Annotated in this window: 18 protein-coding genes and 2 tRNA genes; 4 read left to right on the forward strand and 16 right to left on the reverse strand. The window is 28.3% G+C overall.

From position 1 onward, the window contains the following. Positions 1–17 precede the first annotated feature (17 nt). The gene (locus B8063_RS01825) at positions 18–743 is read right to left on the reverse strand and encodes an N-acetylmuramoyl-L-alanine amidase (RefSeq protein WP_085068900.1); all 726 of its coding nucleotides are present in this window, start codon (positions 741–743) and stop codon (positions 18–20) included. 99 nt (positions 744–842) lie between these two features. On the opposite strand from B8063_RS01825, the gene B8063_RS01830 reads away from it, so the two are divergent. Together B8063_RS01830 and B8063_RS01835 are read left to right on the forward strand one after the other, a co-directional pair. Beyond that, positions 843–1,595, forward strand: coding sequence for an MlaA family lipoprotein (locus B8063_RS01830; protein ID WP_232311410.1), 753 nt, complete (start codon positions 843–845; stop codon positions 1,593–1,595). 6 nt (positions 1,596–1,601) lie between these two features. Next, entirely contained in the window at positions 1,602–2,192 is a 591-nt protein-coding gene (locus B8063_RS01835) for an MlaC/ttg2D family ABC transporter substrate-binding protein (RefSeq protein WP_085068904.1), read from the forward strand. On the opposite strand, the gene B8063_RS01840 is transcribed toward B8063_RS01835, so the two are convergent. Beyond that, a complete protein-coding gene (locus B8063_RS01840; protein ID WP_085068906.1) occupies positions 2,193–2,648 on the reverse strand; it encodes a hypothetical protein in 456 nt (151 codons plus the stop codon). A gap of 387 nt (positions 2,649–3,035) precedes the next feature. Here B8063_RS01840 and B8063_RS01845 point away from each other — a divergent pair, with 387 nt between their 5' ends. Further along, entirely contained in the window at positions 3,036–3,998 is a 963-nt protein-coding gene (locus tag B8063_RS01845; RefSeq protein WP_085068908.1) for an SGNH/GDSL hydrolase family protein, read from the forward strand. 265 nt (positions 3,999–4,263) lie between these two features. On the opposite strand, the gene B8063_RS01850 is transcribed toward B8063_RS01845, so the two are convergent. From B8063_RS01850 to B8063_RS01885, 8 genes are all read right to left on the reverse strand, one after another. Continuing rightward, positions 4,264–4,340, reverse strand: a tRNA-Ile gene (locus B8063_RS01850). Between the two features lie 131 nt (positions 4,341–4,471). After that, positions 4,472–6,571: a hypothetical protein gene (locus B8063_RS01855; RefSeq protein ID WP_085068910.1), complete on the reverse strand. Its 2,100-nt coding sequence runs from the start codon at positions 6,569–6,571 to the stop codon at positions 4,472–4,474. 23 nt (positions 6,572–6,594) lie between these two features. Further along, entirely contained in the window at positions 6,595–7,182 is a 588-nt protein-coding gene (locus B8063_RS01860; RefSeq protein WP_085068912.1) for a hypothetical protein, read from the reverse strand. Then, complete coding sequence (locus B8063_RS01865) at positions 7,182–7,529, reverse strand: hypothetical protein (protein ID WP_085068914.1); 348 nt, start codon at positions 7,527–7,529, stop codon at positions 7,182–7,184. The genes B8063_RS01860 and B8063_RS01865 overlap by 1 nt, the downstream gene beginning before the upstream one ends. Then, a complete protein-coding gene (locus B8063_RS01870; protein ID WP_085068916.1) occupies positions 7,513–7,869 on the reverse strand; it encodes a hypothetical protein in 357 nt (118 codons plus the stop codon). Before B8063_RS01870 ends, B8063_RS01865 begins: the two co-directional genes overlap by 17 nt. Next, complete coding sequence (locus tag B8063_RS01875) at positions 7,866–11,252, reverse strand: TM0106 family RecB-like putative nuclease (protein WP_085068918.1); 3,387 nt, start codon at positions 11,250–11,252, stop codon at positions 7,866–7,868. Before B8063_RS01875 ends, B8063_RS01870 begins: the two co-directional genes overlap by 4 nt. Further along, positions 11,236–11,520, reverse strand: a complete 285-nt coding sequence (locus B8063_RS01880) for a hypothetical protein (RefSeq protein ID WP_085068920.1) — start codon at positions 11,518–11,520, stop codon at positions 11,236–11,238. The genes B8063_RS01875 and B8063_RS01880 overlap by 17 nt, the downstream gene beginning before the upstream one ends. After that, positions 11,520–11,789 (reverse strand): hypothetical protein, encoded by a 270-nt coding sequence (locus B8063_RS01885; protein ID WP_085068922.1) that lies wholly within the window; start codon positions 11,787–11,789, stop codon positions 11,520–11,522. The genes B8063_RS01880 and B8063_RS01885 overlap by 1 nt, the downstream gene beginning before the upstream one ends. A 442-nt stretch (positions 11,790–12,231) precedes the next feature. Between B8063_RS01885 and B8063_RS01890 the strand changes: the two genes are divergently transcribed. Beyond that, positions 12,232–13,272 (forward strand): HNH endonuclease, encoded by a 1,041-nt coding sequence (locus B8063_RS01890; protein ID WP_085068924.1) that lies wholly within the window; start codon positions 12,232–12,234, stop codon positions 13,270–13,272. On the opposite strand, the gene B8063_RS01895 is transcribed toward B8063_RS01890, so the two are convergent. The 6 genes from B8063_RS01895 to B8063_RS01920 form a co-directional block, all read right to left on the reverse strand. Then, complete coding sequence (locus B8063_RS01895; protein WP_085068926.1) at positions 13,230–14,384, reverse strand: DNA cytosine methyltransferase; 1,155 nt, start codon at positions 14,382–14,384, stop codon at positions 13,230–13,232. The genes B8063_RS01890 and B8063_RS01895 overlap by 43 nt on opposite strands. After that, positions 14,384–15,412: a DNA cytosine methyltransferase gene (locus B8063_RS01900; RefSeq protein ID WP_085068928.1), complete on the reverse strand. Its 1,029-nt coding sequence runs from the start codon at positions 15,410–15,412 to the stop codon at positions 14,384–14,386. The genes B8063_RS01895 and B8063_RS01900 overlap by 1 nt, the downstream gene beginning before the upstream one ends. Before the next feature lie 265 nt (positions 15,413–15,677). Next, positions 15,678–15,752 (reverse strand) — tRNA-Val (locus B8063_RS01905). A gap of 2 nt (positions 15,753–15,754) precedes the next feature. Beyond that, positions 15,755–17,590 (reverse strand): RNA polymerase sigma factor RpoD, encoded by a 1,836-nt coding sequence (gene rpoD, locus B8063_RS01910; RefSeq protein WP_085068930.1) that lies wholly within the window; start codon positions 17,588–17,590, stop codon positions 15,755–15,757. A 65-nt stretch (positions 17,591–17,655) separates the two neighbouring features. Further along, a complete protein-coding gene (gene dnaG, locus B8063_RS01915) occupies positions 17,656–19,431 on the reverse strand; it encodes a DNA primase (RefSeq protein WP_085068932.1) in 1,776 nt (591 codons plus the stop codon). After that, the gene (locus B8063_RS01920; protein WP_085068934.1) at positions 19,428–19,892 is read right to left on the reverse strand and encodes a GatB/YqeY domain-containing protein; all 465 of its coding nucleotides are present in this window, start codon (positions 19,890–19,892) and stop codon (positions 19,428–19,430) included. Before B8063_RS01920 ends, dnaG begins: the two co-directional genes overlap by 4 nt. Between the last annotated feature and the right edge of the window lie 30 nt (positions 19,893–19,922).

Here is a 19,922-nt window from a genome sequence, read left to right on the forward strand (position 1 = left end):
ATAATTTTAAATATAAGCTATTTAAGGGTTTTTGATATATTAAAAGTTTCAAGATCTAAAATACCACTTACCCTTTCAGGTCTAAACCTCATTTGAAATACTTTTATCAATTTTTTTTTTTCTGAATAATTTTCAAATAAAATTGAATATCCAAATTTTTTCAAATTTGAAAAAAAATTTTTTTCCAATATTTTAGATTTTATTATCTTAAATTGATCTTCTTTATTTTTTTTATATTTGTGCCAAACACCAATATTTTTTTTATATAAAAAATGCCAAGGAAAATATTCACCTGGATCTTTTTTTCTCAATGGAGCTACATCAGAATGTCCTAGAATATTTTTATTTTTTATTGAATAATCTTTAATTAATTTTTTCGATAATTTAATTAAGCTTTCAATTTGTTTTTTACTAAATTTTTTGTACTTATAATCGTGGCCTGGATTTGAAATTTCTATACCAATAGAACTTTTATTTAACTTTTTGTCGTTTTTCCAAAATGATTTACCCGCATGCCAAGCAACGTATAAATCTGGCACCATTTGAATAATTCGACCTTTTTGATCGATATAATAATGACAGCTCACCTTTGAGTTTATGTCAGTTAGTCTTTCAATTGCAAATTTATCCCTCCTCATTCCAGTGTAATGAAATATTAAATATTTAATTTTTGATTTTTTTCTTCTCTTTAAATCAAAGTTTGGAGAATAGTTTATAGTCATTTTTTCAACAATATTTGGCATAAATTTAAACAATTTAATCTTTATATAATTTGAAGTTATAATATAAATCGTTTTATGAGAAAGCACTTTAAAATCATAATATTAATATTTGTGAGTAATATGTTGTTTTCAATTGCTAATGCTGGTTCTGATGGAAGTCTTGAAATAGAAAATAAATCTAGTTCTGGAGAAATTAATGATTGTTTCGAAAAAGTTAATCGTGGAATTTTTGCATTCAACCAAGGTTTAGACAAAGTAATTTTTAAACCGTTGGCAACTGGATATAGGAAGCTCCCTCAGCCTGTAAGATCTGGAGCAAGCAATGCTCTAGGCAATTTAGGAAATGTAGTAACAATTCCAAATAATATTTTGCAAGGTCAAATTAAAGATGCAGGAGTTAATACATTAAGGTTTGTTATTAATACGACATTAGGAATTGGTGGTTTGTTTGATGTTGCATCCTACTACGGTTTAGAAAAAAGAGAAAAAGAAGATTATGGTCAAACTCTTGGCACATGGGGTGTAGGTGAAGGATGTTATTTTGTTTTGCCGGTATTGGGTCCGACAACTGTAAGAGACTCATTAGGTTCGGTTGCTAACATAATGGGAGGTGATGCGTGGTACAACGTTACAATAGCTAATGATACTCAATATTTTAATGAAGCAGATTATTATTTAAGCAGAGTTATGAGTGGTGTTGACTTTAGAGCCAAAAATTTAGAGTCTTTTGATAGTTTAGAGAGAACTTCATTAGATCTTTATTCCTCTGTAAGAAGTTTATACTTACAAGATAGACGAAAAAAAATACAAAATCTTGATGAAATTACTGAAACATTGAGTGATGATGATTGGGAAGAAGTTGACGCCCAGTAAAATTAAATGAATTCTCTTAGAATAATATTTATAATCTTAATTTGTTTGATTATATCAAAGCCCACATATGCCAAAAATCCGAGTGATTTAATTAAGGAAATTGTTGATCAAGCTTCAATGATATTATCTAGTGATGATCCAGTTGAATCTAAAATAATAAAACTAAACGATATTGCAGAAAAAAGCGTAGATATTAATGGAATAGGTATGTACACACTTGGCAAGTATAGAAAGACAATTTCAGAGGAAGAAAAGTCAAAATATCAAAAATTATTTAAAAGCTACTTTCTAAAGAGTTTCTCAAGTCGATTGGTAGATTATACTGATCCAAAAATAAATGTAGTCTCAGAAAAAAAAGTAAGTGATAAATATACAATAGTAAATAGTATACTTGAGGCAAGCAAAGGAAGGCCAGAAGTAAAAATTGATTGGAGAATTTATACAAAAAATCCAGAAAAACCTTTAATCAGGGATTTAATGGTAGAGGGACTAAGTTTGGCAAGAACTCAAAAAGAAGAATTTAATTCAGTAATTCAAAATAATAATGGAGATATTAATTCTTTATTTAAGGTTTTAGAGGAATTTATAATCAAATAATTATTTTTTATTTGCAAGCTTTTGTAATAGATATATTTCTTTATCTGTTAGAGTATTTCTCTCATCTTTAATTAAATCTTCAAGGCTAAACAACGATATTAGGTTTATTAAAGCAGCTACTCCACTCAAAACAATAAAGTGAATTAAGTTCGAATTCAAAATTACTAATATAATAAATAAACTTGACCATCCAATAAATATTCCTCTCAATATTGTCCGCTGACTTTGGAGATCTTTTATTTTTATAAACTGAAAAAAAAGAATAATTAATAAAAACATTATTCCAGCAAGTGCCGCTCTTAGGGATACTAATACATCAATTCCATCTCCAAAAAGTTCTTTATGAATTAAATAAGCAATTGTAGCTTTGTATGCAAAGTTGCAAAAAAAAAGAAATGCAATACTTGAAGATGCTAGATAAGCATATTTAGGAAACACCTTAATTTTTATGTTCATAATTATTTTTAAGATAATAAATTTAAAAAAAATTATCAAAGACAGATTTTTTAAACCTAAAGTTGTATCACATATATTTTTGGAGAAGGTGGTCAAAACTTGGATAATTAAATTAGAGGGATTTTTTACAAAATCTTATTAAAGTTATGATTATAAATTAGATGTAAATATCATCTTTATTTAAAGGATTGAGAGCGTACTAGTTAGTTAACGATTTCAAATCCATAAAATTAGATATTTTAATAATTTATATTTTAAAAATTGAATTTTAAATTAAAGCCGAAAAATACAAACACTATCAAATATATTATTTTACTTAATGGTTGCGTAAAATAAAAAAAGAATTTAATTAAATTATATAAATATTGAAAGTAATAATTATATATTTTGAGAAAAATTTTATCATCAGTAATACTGACAATTTCTAGCTTTCTATTTGTATTTTTTTTTCTTGAGATATTGCTAAGGTCTGGTTATTTTGAGCGATACTCTACAATTTGGGTATCACCAGATTCACTTAAAATACGTCATTCAATAGAGAATGAACTTTATAAAAGAGCAAAAAATAATGAAAAAAATGGTTATTTTTTTTTTAATGATGACATTCCTAAGAAACAAAAAAGTACTAAAAAAAGAATTATTGTTCTCGGTGATTCATTTGTTTTTGGAGAGGGACTTCCATATAAGCAATCTTGGCCCCATAAACTAAATAAATTGATAAATGTGGAGCATTCTGTAGAGACACTTGCTTGGGGGGTTGGGGGATGGAGTTCTAAAGATCAGTTCTTTTTTTTTAAGAAACATGGGCTTCAATACAAACCTGATTTTTTAATAATTGGTTTTGTTGATAACGATCCAGAAGAGTTGATGAAATTTCCAAAATGTAAATCTAAAGCTTTTCAAATTAGTAATTTTTGGAAAAGAGCAAGCAAATTTTATACAGTATTATTTATTGACCAACATTTAGTTAGACTTAATTATATAGCTAATTGTGAAGACCATATTAAAAGATTGTACACAAAAGAAAATTTAGAGTTATACGAAAAATTAATTATTGATTTTAAAATTTATTTAGAAAAAAATAAAGTTCCATTTGTATTCATTCTGACACCAAGCAATTATGATAAACATTTTAAGTTTGTAAACTCAAAAATTATACCCATTCTTGAAAAACATAAGATAGATTTTATTAATACTTATCCTGAGGTAGTTAGAAAAACATCTCATATACCTTATCGCCTTTTGTGGGCAAATCCAGGAGATCGTCATCCTGGAGAACAAATGACAGAAATCTTTGCTAAAGAGGCTTTTAAATTTCTAAAAAAGAATAATTTTTTTTCGACACAATAGACACGGCTTATTAAATGTAAAAAACTTTGAATAAATCTTTGAATACTAAATATTTGTTATTTATGCGAAAGACTTTGAAACTAAAAATTAAGTATTTAATGCATAATCTTACTCTAACATTTAAGTTTAATTTTGTATTATAGAATAATTTAGTATAGTTCAAATCAGAATTGTCCATATTTTTTCTAATATACAAATTTTTTTTTTAGAATTATTTTGTTTAAGAAGCATAAATATATTTAGATTTAAATATAGTTAACTTATTTGGTGGGCCCGCCAGGACTCGAACCTGGGACCAATACATTATGAGTGTACTGCTCTAACCAACTGAGCTACAGGCCCTTGAAATTAAATAAGGTAATACAACAATTTTAAAATTCATACAAGTTTACTTTACAAATCATAGATTGTACTTTTCTAGAATTTTAGACATAAAATTTGCATTCGTTGGTAAGTCCGTTGGTAAAAAATTTTTATAAACTTTTAAAAGTTTTTTCAGAAATTCCATTAATTTTTACTTTTCGATATTTTAAAATTTTTTTTGCTGCATCTATAAATTTTGTATTTCTAAGTTCGTTACTTTTCTTAAAATCATAACCATAAATCCAAACATCTTTAAGATTATTTAGGTTTTTTAAACTGCTTAAATCTAAGTACTCTGAACAAAGAATGTTAATTGCATTCCCCTCTTTGTGATCTACTGAAAAATAGTTATAATATCTGAGTTTTTCTAATGATTTAATTTTTCCAAAGTTTGGTAAATTGTGTACTTGTAATATTCGTGCCATATAATACTGCTCATGATCATTAGCAGCATATCCTTTGTGATCTGAATATTCATCTGTTGGTTTTTCATTTTTTAAATCTTTAGGTACAATCACCTCAAAATCCTTAAGCTTTTTTGGATAAATATTTTTAGGAAATTCACCAAATGGTTCTCTCAACCAAGTGTGAATATCCGTTGATAATTTTTCTAAATTTGGGAGTTTGTATATTGCTTTAAAAAAAGAGCTAGCTGTATTCCAATCAATGATACAGGTATCCAAATGTAAATGTTTCAATTTCTTTAATTTTGATAAAGGTGACCAATCTTTTATATAATTCATATTTGCCAATACTAAATGCTCAATATCTTTTAGTTTTTCAATTTCGTTTAAACTTTTTGAATCTCTTAAATCAATTTTATCTACCTGAGCATATTTAAGCTTTTTTTTAATCGCATTTCTTAAATATGGACTTTCCTTATTTACCTTATTTACTATTAATTTACCTTTTTTGCTTTTATTTAAATAACAACCCTTAATGCCTTCAACCACAATTTTTACATATGCAAATTCTCCCCCTTCCCCGTCATCAAACTCTTTGTCTTTATAACAATGTAAATAAACTGGATACTGACCTTTGTTTACTGGAAAAATAATTCTGGAAAGTGAAAAACTAATATCCTCTCTAAAATTATATCCATCAAATAATTCGGCTACACCCTCTGTATGAGATATTTCAAGTTTTTTTTCACTAAGCTTCTTTTTTTGCTTTTTTTTACCAAACGTGGGTAAATCTAATTCTTGAGGTTCAATATCTTTAATTATTCCTATAATGAAATCTTCAAATAGTTTTTTTCTTATTTCAAAAGCTTTTTTAAAATTTTCTTTAAACAAAATTTTAGTTTGTTTTTTTAGTATTTGTATAGCTTTTGGAAGTCTATTAGAGATATACTCACCAGATAATTTTACGTTTTTGTTGATAATATAATTGAAATTTGAGTACATATTTGCATCTTCATTGTACTCATCAGTATTTATCTTTAATAAATAGTCTTCAAAAATATATTTAGTTGGGTAACAACCCTCATCCAATAAATTACTAAAAAATTCAGTAAACGTATAATTTATAGGTTCCTGATGAGGTTCTAATTTTTTGTGTATAACTGAAGAACCAAAGCTTGAGGGCTGAGCCTTTGTGATAAGTCCATATGAGAATTTAACTATAAGTATTGGTGTTGTATTTTGAAAAATTCCATTTTTTTTAAAATAATTTAAATCAATGTGCTCTTTTAGTTCTGAGTTGCTATCGATATCAAAACCATCATCGTTCCGTCCTAACAAAGATCTTAATGGCCCTGCATGGTCACCAACAGCAATAAGACCAGATTTTGAATTTAAATCAAATAATTTAATTCTATTTTCAGGAACTTTGTTAAAAAACTGATCATTAAAATCTTCTTTATCCCACCAAAAGGAGCAATAACTTTGTCTGTCTTCAGGATGATCTCGATATTCTGATACTGTGGCTTCGGCAAATATTTTTTTTACTCTATTTTTAGAGTCTACGCCTACGTATACGGAGTATCCTCCATCAGCTCCATTACCATATGAAATAGAGTTATACTTTGATGCATCAATATTTTTGAAGTGTTCAGTAACCTCTTTGACGCTAGGGGAGTCTATACCTGTGTCGAAATCATTACTTAATCTTTCACATAAATCACCAACTGTAACAGTTGCTGCATCAACAGCATTCATTTCCAATAAATAAACATCTGTTATTGGATATGGATCTCTAAGTTTTTTCATAATAAATTACTAATTTTTACACTCTACTTTCTATTTTCTTCTATGACTTTTTTTATTAACTTTAAACTATCATCGTTTGGAGGATAGGAGCTATCAGAAGTTTTAAATAATTCTCCCCCGGTTTTAAGTCTTAGAGTATTTCCACCTCTCTGTGTAACCTCAATATATAAATAAACACCAGGCTCCCTTAGTTGTTTTAATTTTTTTCTAAATTCTTTGGAAATTTTAACATCATATGGAGCTGTTTTAGATACCTGATTATCAAGTGTTTGGGGTTTTAAATTATTAACATTAAAACTTGGATCCTCTAAGCGACTGTAGATTATAGTTTCACCAATTATAATTCCTTTAGGCAATTCTTTCTGTATTTGTTTAGCTGCACCTTCCACGCTTATAAAGCTATCCTTAGGTTGTTTTGCAAAGTACTTTTTAATTTCTTTATTTTTAATCTCGGTGACTGATCCAAACTGAAATTTATCCCCATACTCTTTTAAAACTTTTACTGTATGGCCGCTTTGGGGGCTTCCAGATGCACGAATAATTTCACTTCTACTTTCCCAACTTGTATTTCCTTTCTTAAGTTGAGTGTCTAAAAATTCTCTAAATTTCATTAATTAGTACTCAGATCTCGTTGTTTTTTAGTTCTAGCTCTATTTCTAAAAGTATCTTCATCTATTTGTTTATTCTCAAATTCTTTAATACTTTCTCCCGTTGAGTGTTTATAAATTTCTTTAATAGATATTTTCCTTTTTCCATAATGACCGAACTTTAACCCTGTTCTTTCTGTTTCTTTTCTACTTAACAAAGCATTTTGTTTTTTTGGATTTAATTTACCCTCACCACGAAAATCTTTCTTAGTCCATGTAGGATGTTTATCAATTATCTTTTGAATTTCTTCATTACTTCTCAGCACCCATTGGTTCAAACCTTTAGGATTTCTGTTATAATTTTTTTTCATCTCTAAAATTTTTTGGAACCCAATTTATTGGTGGTGTTTCTATTTCTTTAAAAAGATCTCCAAATAATTCGTTAAAACTATTTTCAAAATTTGGATTAATAAAATTCTCTCTATTTTTTGCAGAATTAATAAAACGATGTTCTTCCATTGTCTTGCCCTCATAAGCCACCACATTGATATAGCATTCATTTTTTGAATAGATTACATCTTGAATATCTTTTGCTAACTCTTTTTTAAGATACGATATCCATTCCTTTCTTTCGATATTACAATGGCTATCCGCATAAGAGAAATTAATCGTGAATATAGATAGCAATACTATTAAAAAAAACTTTTTCATTTCTTAACCTCAAACATAAGAAGCTTACAAAAGTTATTCATTAACCTCATTTCATGTATACTGTTGGCAGATGCTAATAAAAGATTAGGATTGAAAAGAATGATAGCAACATTTTGAGCTCTGGAGATTGCAACATTAAGCCTATTTCTATTAAAGAAAAAATCTTTGTGTCTTGGAAGATTTTCTGCATCCGAACTAGTCATTGATATAAAGACTACTTTTGCTTCTTGCCCTTGAAATAAATCTATCGTACCAATTCTTGTATCCTCAGAATGTTTTTTTAATAATTTTTGTTTAATATTATTTGTTTGAACATTAAAAGGTGCAACAACCATAATATTTTCAATATCAATTTTTCCTTTTCCATTCTCATCTTCAAAATCTTTTTTTATTATTTTTGAGTAATAATTATGCACAATCTCAGCTTCCTCATCTGACCTTTGAGAGTTTCCAAAGTGATCAGTCGGGATAAAAAATATTCCTTCATCCTCAATATTTTTAAGACCTAGATTTACTGATCTACTTTCTGTAATTTTATGAGGAATTAGCCTAGAGTCATAAAAGCTATCAGATATATATTTGCATATTTGTTTATTTAATCGTCTTGTTTCTCTTAAAAATATCCCTTGTTCTGGTGGAATTGTATCTCTATTTTCCAAAATATAATCAAGCGCACTTAGTTTGGCATATCCCTCATGCGTTCCTCTAATTGGTTGGGATAGCTGCATCTGGTCACCAATAAGCACTAAATTTTTAGCACTAGTAGCCATAGAGATTGTATTTGCCAAAGAAACTTGTCCAGCCTCATCTATAAAAAGATAATCTAAAGTTTGATCCATTCTCATATTTGAAAAAAACCAAGCTGTCCCAGCAAATAAAGAAAAATCTTTTATATCTATTAACTTATCTTTAATTACATCGATGATGAATTCTCCTTCAAATAAATTGGTATTACTACTCTTTTTAATTCCTTTGAATTTAAAGCTTTCAGCTTTTGCCTGCCTTTCAATTTCAAATAAAAGATTTTTTATTGCTTCATGTGAGTTACTAGAGACACCAACTTTTTTTCCATCTTTCATCAGCTCTATGATTATCTTAGCGCTGTTATAAGTTTTACCTGTTCCCGGAGGTCCTTGAATACTTAAACAAGTATTTTTCATTTGTTTAATTATTTTTACAGACTCACTAGTAATATTTTCACTTTCATTAATTAATGGATCTCCAGATTTAATATCTTTTAGATCAGGGTTTCCTCTGTTCAGTAGGTCAATTATAGATTTATAGTTTGAACCTTTTTTGTTTATGTAATCTTCAACAAATCGATTTAAAGCTTGCTCGAGCACTGCAATATTAGGGGCTCCCCTTCTAGAAAGTGAGACTACACTTGGCATTTCACCCATAGAATTATATTTTTTTTCTGAAAGCTTAATTTTGACAATATTCTTATTAGGTGATTGCTCAATTATTTCTTCAATTTTTCCAATTGAGGTATTCATATGAGCATCATAGACGCTCGAATCTTTTTTTAGTTTATAATCTTGATCGTTAAACTGGTATGTAAAAATAAAACTTTTATCTACTTTTTCAGGCTTAGGAGATTGAAGAATGCATTGTCCAATGCACTCAGCATCTTCTTCTAACTCATCATGTGTTTTTTCCATTCTATCAAACATTTCCCACCATTCCGGTTTCTGCTCTCTTCTATGAAAGCCAACAAGATTCCTAATTGTTTGAGTTAAAGGATTTTTTGCTATTTCTTTTTTATCTAGTGCTTCGAGTAATTCTACTTCAGCCTCCTCCCAAGGTTTTTTATCGTATGATTTTTTCTCATCCTCTGGAGTAATAGAGTACCATTCAATTGTATCTGGTTTATTTTTAATTAAAAACTCTCTTAATTGATAAGTTGATACACAGTCTTCTTTATTGTACTCAATTATATCTTTCTTTGTGTCTTCATTTTTAGAAGTTAACCAGTAATCATAAAGTTTTACACTGTCTTCAGCTTTTTTAACATCTCCTTTTCTTTGAAAATTATATAAAACTCCTTCAATAGATTTAAGAGACATATCTTTTTCTGAGGTTCTTGCGCATTGATTAATTATTAAAAATAGATCTACAAACTTCTCTGCTCTCAGAAGCGTGTCCACAAAATTACTTCCCTCTGGAAAATCAGATGAATAAAGACTTGCGAGTTGTCTTAATGAACGTTTTTCATAAGAGTTGTAGTGATAAAGATGGGCTTTTGGATACTTTTTAAAATGATTCTTGAGAAATTCTATTAATTCAACAAAGTTTTCTTTTTCATATTTCTTTTTAAAATCTTTTGCCCAGAAGAATTTAAACTCATAATCATTTTTATTTTTAAAATAAATACCATGTAGATATTCGAACCCGCGTCCATCTTCCTGAGGAAAACCTTCAATATCAAAAAATAGATCACCGTCATCTGGTTCAGGTAACTTATAAAATCCTTTTCCTTTATCAGAGTCCAAAATAATGTATTTGCTTTGACCTGTTTCTCTTTTCTCCTCTTGGAGTTGAGCTTGTGAAATTCTATCCTTTAAAGCCTGTTTATTGATTTTAACTTTTAATTTATCTATATTTGCTTCTGCTAGCTGTTTAACTGTAGTTATTCCAACTTTTTTTAATTTTTCGATTTGAGATTTGTTAATTTTTGCAACTTGGTTAATATAATTATCCCTCTCCCAAATATTTTCACATACTTCTGTATAATCACATACTGCACAATTAGAATTTTTTTCAGGATAAATATTTTCTTTAGAAATGTTTTTTAAATAAATTTCAAAATTGTTTTTTGTAAACAAATAAAAATCTAAAAATTCTTTGGTTTTATATTTATGGATTATATCTGAACCATCAATTAAATACATTGCCTCGGGAAGAATTCCTTGTATTTTGCTGAGCATAGAAGAGTAGGCTGTTATCTGATAAATATGTCTAGGTCTTGGCTTTCTACTAACTTTTGTATCGTATACCTCGTAACTAAAATTACCTATGTTTGATTTGGTATCGTTTTTTATAAGAAAGTCCGCTTCCCCTCTAAAGTTATCATCAATAAAATAGGCATGATAAATTAAATCAAATCCTTCCTTAATTGCCTTCACAGTTTGTTTGAATCTTTCTTCTTCTTTCAAATCCTGCTTAATCGATATGACATTTTTGTATTCTTCCTTAAGTAATTTGAAATGTTTGTTTTCATGCTTAAGACCAAATTCTTTCCAAAGCTTTTTGTCTATACTTTCCTGATTTCTTTGAATTTCCTTATTTAAAAATTTGATTTCATTTTTAATGAGATACTTGCAGCTAACAAAGTTATTTAAATCACTTGGTGACGTAAAAATTTTATTATTTAAAATCTTCATAGTCTCCTAGTTCTTTAGATAGTACTTTTATTTCGACCTGATTTTTTTTGTACTCATGAACCATTCTTAAATACCTAAATAATCTGAGTAAATTGTAAGGCAAAAAATAAATATCTAAAACTAATTTAAGTATAGGTTTTGACTTATAATATTCTTTATCTGCTTTTTTAGTTATTTGTTTATTTGCAATATATAAATCAACTGAATTTTTCCAATCTTTGCAGTAGGACAGCCTATCTTTCATTTTATTCCTTAAAAAATTTTTCATTAATGAACCGTCCTTTCTTTTTGCATACTTTCGTATTCAATTTTTCCTATTATTAATCTTAAGTTTTTCATCAATTTTTCCCATTTCTCCTCATGTTTATTAGGATTTAACCAAGGCAGGTCATTTGGCTCAAGATCCAATATATTACAAAGTATGCCATCTATATTTTGTAAGAGCTTCTGCCTTTCATCAGGAGTTTGAATGGATAGTAATTGTATTAAATTGTCATGACTTTGATTGTCATTTGATTGTTTGAGTTTTTTACTCATTTTACCTCTTTCTGAACCAAACGCATAAACGATAGCATTTAAATTCTTAAACGTTATTAATTAAGGTAAACTTAAGTGAGAATCATATCTATTCCGAACCCAACGTTAGCTAATAGCTAAGATTTGTCACCTACACTAAAAAGTCGTGATCAGCGTTGGTAGGTATGCGATATAATTTATTATACAGGTTGTATATATACTCAGTGGTTAAGAGGTAGCTGAATGAAAGTATATATATAACCTGTATACATAATCACTAATTACCTTTGACTAATATAAACTTAAATTTAATTTTTTCAATTCTATTTTAATTTTTTTTAAACCACTTAACTTTACCGTTTAATGTGCTCTTATCCTATACTTTCCTATTTTTTTGATTTTCCTTTTGAAGCGGATCTTTTTACCTGGCATAATGAAGATCTTTGATAATTAATATTGTAAAATGAATTTCTATGTAAGGAAACTTGGCCATCAAGAATTAAGCTATACTGAAGGAAAAGGCGGTAAGCAAAGAGGGAGATACATACTCTTCTCAAAAAAATTTAGAGATTTTTTTCCTCCATTTGATCTAGATGTAGATGATAGATCCAGATTAATTGGAGTAATTGACGATACATCTAGAAAAGTAACTTATTGTTATTTTAATTGGCACAAGGGTAAAAAATTCAATCAAAGTAAACACTTAGGATCAGATTTAAGATTTTATTTAAATAAAGATTCCTTTCCCTCTCATGATCATTTCAGGCCAGGTGATTATGCTGTTTTTTTTAGATATCAAATTAAATCAAATGAGGAGATAGATAATTATTATAAAATTTTTCGATTTTCTCCATTAAATTCTGAGTATAATGAATTAGAAAAACTTACTTCAAAAGAGCATAGGGTAATTAAAAATCGCAGAACATATCATGGAACTTTCGAGGAACTTAACTTTATAAATACATCCGATATAGAACTTGAAAATTTTGTTTTTTCAAAAAAGGCCAAAATCAAATACAAAAATCCTGAGACGATCTGTAATACACAAAATGAATTTAAGGAATATGTTAGAATAGCTTACAATTTTAAGTGTTGTGTCTTAGGAGATAAAATAGATCTCACCGTAGATAATGAGAATAATGAAAAATCTTACATGAATGTGCAGGCTGCACATTTGTGGCCAGACTCATGGTTCGGACCTCTTAGACCAAGTAACGGAATATTGCTAAGTTTAGATCTTCATTGGGCGTTTGATATAGGTCAGTTTACTATTGATAATGATTACAAAATATTAGTCCATGAAACTCTAAAAGATAAGCCTATAGGTAAATACCACGGAAAAAAAATATTTATACCTGAAGATGAGATATATCAGCCAGATCAAAGATATTTAGAAGTCCATAGAAAATTCGTTTTTGGAAGATTAAAACCATTAGGCGTAGATAAGCCAATTGGACTATCTCAATATTTAAGAGATAATTTTAAAATCACTTTAGATAAATAATCAGAAAATTTAGGCGGAACTGCATTACCAATCATTTTATATTGTTCAGTCATTGGTCCAACAAATTTAAAATTGTCGGGAAAAGATTGAAGCCTTGCTGCTTCTCTTACCGTAATTGATCGTGCTTGTTTAGAATCGTAATGAATATGTCTCAAGCCATCTTTATATAAATGTGAAGGTATAAGATTACTAGGCTCGTCTTTTCTAAGCACATAATATTTATGAATATTAGATTTTTTTCCAACAATTTTTGTATAAAGTTTTTGTAATTCTTTTACTGTTTTATACTTGAATTTCTTTTTCTCTATATCTTCAGCTAAAAGTTTAAAAATCTTTATATCTCTCTCATTATGAAATCTTGGGTAATGATCTGGTTTATTTGAATTTGATTTGTGGGATAATTTTCTTCCTTTAATCTTTATAATTTTGTTTAAAGGATAAAATTTATCCAAATCTCCAATAGCTTGTTTTACAGTAATTATTTTTTTTAGTTCTTGGGATCTTAATGTTTCGTAAAATTTCTTTGATATTGATTTGAAGTTTTTTAATTTTTTACTTACTCCAAATATAATCACTCTTTTCCTTTTCTGAGGTACGCCGTATTTAGATAAATCAAATACACATTCAGATAAATTTTCAGGGATATAATATTTGATTTTATCAGTTTCTTTTTTAATTCTAACTGTAACTTTGATATTTCCTGGTTTTGCACTCAGCATTCCTGGAACATTCTCCATTACAAAGAACTTCGGTTGGCTGTAATTAATAATCTTGAGAAATGACTCAAAAAGGTAATTTCTATAATCTTTTTTCATACCATGCTTATCTCTAATTCTGCCTGCAACTGAATAAGCCTGACATGGAGGCCCTCCAATCACAATATCTGACTTAATGTTTTTGAAATCATTAATTGTTTTATTGCTTGAAATATCCTTTAGTTGCGCAATTTTTTCAGGATTTTTAAACTTAAGTTTTTTAAGTCTATGAATTGTAGTGTCGTAGCAAAATTTATCATTATCAATAATTTTTATTGGAGAGAATTTTTTATTGTTTAAAAAGGCCTCCGTTAAACCACCACAACCTGAAAATAAATCTATAAATTTAATACTCATTAAAGAAATTTCTTAAGTTCTTTCGCAATTTTAAATGCTAATAAAGGTGGCACAGCATTTCCTACCTGAACATTTTGAGAAGTTTTTGTTCCTAAAAATTCAAAACTATCTTTAAAAGATTGAAGTCTAGCATTTTCTCTTATTGTTGGCACTCTATTCCATTTGTAATGAAAATGATTTCTGTGACCTGTATCTATTGTTCTTGAGGGTTTTTTACTGTGATATCTGGTCCAAGCCTCATTAAACTTTCTACTATCACCTACTCCTTTTGGTAGATCTTTATAATTACCACCTTCTGGGACTAAAGCTATTGTGTCTTTTACAAATTGCTTATGCAATGTAGCTTCATGGTTATAAATTTTATTACTATCCATTACATACCTTTGATAGTTTGTTATTGGTTTTTCGTTATAATCATTACTTTTTAATTCTCCATTCTCAAGACTTGGTAGATTACCTATAGCCTCACCACATGTGATATAATCATCTTTATCAAATTCTGGTTTAGGAAATTCAAATTTTTTATTAATTTCTTTTTTTATACCTACAATAAACACTCTATGTCTAATTTGTGGAACTCCATAATCAGCTGAATTTAATAAACTTTCGGTAACTATATATCCTGCACTTTCAAATTTTTTAATTATCTCCTTAAAAACATTTCCTTCCCACATGGTTTTTAAACCCCTTACATTCTCAACTACAAAAGCTTTTGGATTTGTTAATTTTAAAGTTTCAAAAACTGATAAATATAATTTATTTCTTGGATCATCAATATTTCTAGGTCCAGTAAGAGAAAATCCTTGGCAAGGAGGACCAGCAACAACTATATCTGACTTAGGAATATCTTTAAGAATATTGCTATCACCTAAGTCTAAATTTCTTGTTTGAGAATCTTTAAAGTTATGTGAAAAAGTTTTTAAAAATGCTTCTTGATTGTCTACAGCGACTTGGATCTTAAATCCTGCTTCTTTAAAGCCTTGTGAAAGACCACCACAACCTGAAAAAAAATCATTAACTGAAAGCATAAAGTCTTATACATCTCACAAAAAAATTTCCAAAATATAAAGCATTTAATTTGTGTGGATAATTGTTTTCGTTGGTAAATAGTTGGTAAATTTTAATTGAAAAAAATTTTCTCTAATGGAGGTTGATTTTCAATACTTATTTGAGATATTTTTTTGAGACTTAAATTATGAGTGTACTGCTCTAACCAACTGAGCTACAGGCCCTTTAATTGAAAAGACTAATTATACTATTTTTATAAAGTTATCAATTCAAGATAGCGAAAAATGGTGGGCCGTGTTGGTTACGCTCCAACTACCCCTGCAATGTCAATGCAGTACTCTACTATTGAGCTAACGGCCCAATTAGCTTTCTAAAAAACTTTTTAATTGTTTAGATCTACTCGGGTGTTTCAACTTTCTTAGTGCTTTTGCCTCAATCTGTCTAATTCTTTCTCTTGTGACTGAAAACTGCAATCCAACCTCTTCCAAAGTATGATCAGTATTCATTCCAACACCAAATCTCATTCTTAAAACTCTCTCTTCTCTCGGTGTCAAGGTTGATAAAATTTTAGTAGTTGCTTCGCTTAGGTTAGATTTAATTGCTTGTTCTAATGGGGCCAGTGCTTTTGTGTCTTCAATAAAGTCTCCTAAACTACTATCCTCTTCGTCCCCAACTGGTTTTTCTAATGATACTGGTTCTTTTGAAATTTTTAGAACTTTTCTAACTTTTTCTAAGGGCATTCTTAACTTTTTGGCTAATTCTTCAGGAGTTGCCTCTCTTCCAAATTCGCTTAAAATTAATCTCTGAGTTCTTACTATTTTATTTATTGTTTCAATCATATGAACTGGGATTCTTATTGTTCTTGCTTGGTCTGCAATTGATCTTGTAATTGCTTGTCTTATCCACCAAGTTGCATAGGTTGAAAACTTATAACCTCTTCTATATTCAAATTTATCTACTGCTTTCATCAAGCCTATATTTCCCTCTTGAATAAGGTCTAAAAACTGCAAACCTCTATTGGTATATTTCTTAGCAATTGAAATAACTAATCTTAAGTTAGCTTCAACCATCTCTTTTTTGGCAATTCTTGACTCTTTTTCACCCTTTTGTACTCTACTGACTAATTTTTTAAAATCTGTAACAGAAATTCCAAGCTTGTGGCTTATTTCAATAAGTCTTTCTCTAATATTTTTAAATTCATCTTTATTTTTTTGGAAGAATTTTTTCCATACTTCGTTTGTATCTAAGAAGCTTTTAAGATTTGGGTTTATCTCGTTCCCAATGTAAAATTTTATAAATTCATCCCTGCTAATTTTAGCATCAATTGCAAGTCTCAAAAGATTCCCTTCAAGGGAAATGATTTTTTTATTTTCTGAATAATGTTTCTGAACTAATTCTTCTAAAACTGACGGTGATAATTGAAGTGATTTTATATTCTCTAAAATATCATCAACAATTTTTTTATAATTTTTTTCTTTCGAAGTTGAAAAAGCTTGTGAGTTTAAAACACACTCAAGTTTTTCTTTTTGATATTTTATAAGCTTATTATATTCTTTGGTTAAATTATGGACAGTTTGCAATACTTTTGGTTTAATTTCAGTTTCCATAGCAGCCAAAGTAGGGTTGAATTCATCATCATCATTTGAACTTGTATTCTGTTCCTCTCCTTCTTCATTGTCTGTATCAGACTTTTTTTGTTTTGCACTCTGACCTGTGTCTTCATCCTCCATATAATTAGTATCTATATCTATAATTTCTCTAACTAAGATTTCATCATTCTGTAATTTTGTGTTCCACTCAAAAAATTGTTGAGCTGTAATTGGACTTTGTGATAACGCATTAAGCATTACATCTTTTCCAGCTTCAATTCTCTTCGCTATTGCTATCTCACCCTCTCTAGATAAGAGTTCTACACCTCCCATCTCTCTAAGATACATTCTTATAGGATCATCACTTTTCTCAATTGTTTTTCCCTCTTCTTTAGAGGAAGAGTCTTTCTTTTTGAGAACTTTATAATCTGATTTTTTTTCAACTAAAACGATGCTTTCATTTAAAATATGAATAAAAGCCTGTTCTAAATTTTCATTGGAAAGATTTCTTTTTCCTAAAGATTTATTTAATTCTTCGTGAGTAATGAAGCCTCTATGGATCCCTCGACCCATTAGTCTAGCAAATGATTTAGTAATTATCCGTTCCACAATTTATAGTTAGGAAGACCTATATAATGCAGATTTAGAAAAAATCTATGCGATTTTTTCAGTATTTAGTTAGTTTTTTGCTGTTTTTTCAACTCTTTTAGCTCGTTGAAAGTTGTTTCACTTAGATCCTTTGAAAATTTCGATTCTAGGTCTGCGATCCTTAACTCTAATTCATAATTTTTCAGGTCTCGAATTATTTCATTGAAAATTTCGATTATTTTTTGATCGTCATCAAAATTTTTATCAAGAATATGCTTAACAGATGCATACTTATAAATTCTATTTATTAACGTTTCATCAATTTTTAAGTTTGAGATGTCAGAAGATTCAAAGTTATTTGTTTGATTGATTAATTCTTTAAAAATTAAATTATTCTCATTTGTAAATATTTTTACATCATTAATTAAATAAGAATTTTTTTTAATCAAGTTTGGTTTTTTTAAAATTATATAAAGTAAAGAAAACTCTTTCAACTCGACCGGCTTTAAAGTTTTAGTCTCATTATAATAATTTTGTGTTGACTGAAGAGATTTTGCTTTTTTTACAAAACTTTTTTTGTAAGTATTGTTAATATTGGGTGTAAGCTGACTTACTTTGTCTAAAAAAAATTCTAAAACATATTTTCTTATGAATTCATCTTTTATATTTGATGAAATTAATCTCAGTTTTTTTTCAAAAATAGCATAAGATGAAGGGTTTCCATCTACCTGTTTAAAATAATGTTCAAAAATAAAATCATGTATCAATAAAGTGTTATTTTTGGAGTAATTTATAAAATGTTCTTTACCATATTTATTGGCATAACTGTCTGGATCTTCATTTTCAGGTAGAAATAGAAATGATATTTTTTTTTCAGGTTTAAGTTCAACTATAGAACTTTCTGCTGCTCTTAAGGCTGCTTTATATCCGCTCTCATCTCCATCGAAACAAATAATAATATGATCAAAAAATTGATTGAGAATTAAAATTTGTTTTGTCGTTAAAGCTGTCCCGAGATTTGCTACTGAATTTTCAATTCCTGCTTTGCTTAAGCCAATAACATCCATATATCCCTCAACTAAATAAATAAAATCTTCTTTATTAGAAAGTTTTCTAGCTCTATCTAAATTATATAAATTTGAGCCTTTTTTGAAAAAAGGTGTTTCTGGTGAATTGATATATTTTGCAAGATAAGATGAGGATTTGATAGTTCTGCCACCTAATCCAATTGGATCTCCCGATATATTATTTATTGGAAAAATAACCCGATCATTAAATCTCTCTTTAAATTTATTTTTTTTATCGTCAAAATAAAATAATCCAGTTTCTTTTAAAATTTTTTTGTCAAAATTTTTTGAATATTCCTCAAAAGTGTTTTGATTATTTGTGACAAAACCAATTTTAAATTTTTTAACTTCCTCAGCTGTTAAATTTCTGCTTTTCATATAATTCTTTGCTGATTCGGCGCTTGGATTTTTAAAAAGTTCATCGTGATATTTTTCAACATATCTTGCAAAAATACTTTTATATTCTTTCCAATTTTTTTCTCTCTCTTCATCTTGTTTAGAAAAGGTATATGGTTGCATGCCTGCAAAGTTAGCAAGGGTTTTCACGGCTTCACCAAATTTAAGATTTTGAGTTTTCATTATAAAATCAAATATATTGCCATGCTCACTTGTGCTGAAGCAATGATAAAATCCTTTCTCATCATTAACTGTGAAAGATGGAGTTTTTTCATTTTTGAATGGTGAAAGCCCTACATATTCTTTTCCTCTTTTTTTTAAATTAACTGATTTTGAGACTACAGTTGAAACTTTAAGCCTTGTCTTTATTTCATCTAAGTATTCTTTTGGATATTTCATTTATTGGTAAGAAGATCTTTAATTAAAGCCCCAGCTTTTGAAAAATCTATGGTATCAGAATAATTTTGTTTTAATTTCCCCATAACTTTACCCATTTCTTTAATTGAGTTAGCCCCTGTTTTTTCAATAATTTTTTTGCAAATACTTATTGTCTCCTCCTCAGACATTTGTTTGGGTAAATATTCGGATAAAACATTCACTTCATTCTCTTCAATTTCTAAGAGATCATTTCTATTATTTTTTTTATAAACCTCTATAGATTCGGATCTTTGCTTAATCATTTTTTTTAAAAGTTTTTTAATATCTTCGTCGTCTGTATCTTTTTTATTTGGTCCTGACCTATTATTTATATCCAGGTCTTTTATACCGGATAAAATTAACCTATAAGTTGATATTTTATTTTTATCTTTAGATTTTAAAGCATTTTTATAATCTGATTCAATTTTTTCTCTTAAGCTCATATAAGTAATTTACTCGATAGATGAATTTCT

Source organism: Candidatus Pelagibacter sp. RS40 (genome assembly GCF_002101295.1).
In the GTDB taxonomy this organism is placed as follows: Bacteria; Pseudomonadota; Alphaproteobacteria; order Pelagibacterales; family Pelagibacteraceae; genus Pelagibacter.

Coding starts and splice junctions, on each gene's coding strand:
- B8063_RS01855 (WP_085068910.1), bottom strand. CDS start 6,571: ATGAAAAAACTTAGAGATCCATATCCAATAACAGATGTTTATTTATTG.
- B8063_RS01900 (WP_085068928.1), bottom strand. CDS start 15,412: ATGCTTTCAGTTAATGATTTTTTTTCAGGTTGTGGTGGTCTTTCACAA.
- B8063_RS01880 (WP_085068920.1), bottom strand. CDS start 11,520: ATGAAAAATTTTTTAAGGAATAAAATGAAAGATAGGCTGTCCTACTGC.
- dnaG (WP_085068932.1), bottom strand. CDS start 19,431: ATGAAATATCCAAAAGAATACTTAGATGAAATAAAGACAAGGCTTAAA.
- B8063_RS01875 (WP_085068918.1), bottom strand. CDS start 11,252: ATGAAGATTTTAAATAATAAAATTTTTACGTCACCAAGTGATTTAAAT.
- B8063_RS01825 (WP_085068900.1), bottom strand. CDS start 743: ATGCCAAATATTGTTGAAAAAATGACTATAAACTATTCTCCAAACTTT.
- B8063_RS01890 (WP_085068924.1), top strand. CDS start 12,232: ATGAATTTCTATGTAAGGAAACTTGGCCATCAAGAATTAAGCTATACT.
- B8063_RS01885 (WP_085068922.1), bottom strand. CDS start 11,789: ATGAGTAAAAAACTCAAACAATCAAATGACAATCAAAGTCATGACAAT.
- B8063_RS01835 (WP_085068904.1), top strand. CDS start 1,602: ATGAATTCTCTTAGAATAATATTTATAATCTTAATTTGTTTGATTATA.
- B8063_RS01920 (WP_085068934.1), bottom strand. CDS start 19,892: ATGAGCTTAAGAGAAAAAATTGAATCAGATTATAAAAATGCTTTAAAA.
- B8063_RS01895 (WP_085068926.1), bottom strand. CDS start 14,384: ATGAGTATTAAATTTATAGATTTATTTTCAGGTTGTGGTGGTTTAACG.
- B8063_RS01830 (WP_232311410.1), top strand. CDS start 843: ATGTTGTTTTCAATTGCTAATGCTGGTTCTGATGGAAGTCTTGAAATA.
- B8063_RS01865 (WP_085068914.1), bottom strand. CDS start 7,529: ATGAAAAAAAATTATAACAGAAATCCTAAAGGTTTGAACCAATGGGTG.
- B8063_RS01870 (WP_085068916.1), bottom strand. CDS start 7,869: ATGAAAAAGTTTTTTTTAATAGTATTGCTATCTATATTCACGATTAAT.
- B8063_RS01840 (WP_085068906.1), bottom strand. CDS start 2,648: ATGAACATAAAAATTAAGGTGTTTCCTAAATATGCTTATCTAGCATCT.
- B8063_RS01860 (WP_085068912.1), bottom strand. CDS start 7,182: ATGAAATTTAGAGAATTTTTAGACACTCAACTTAAGAAAGGAAATACA.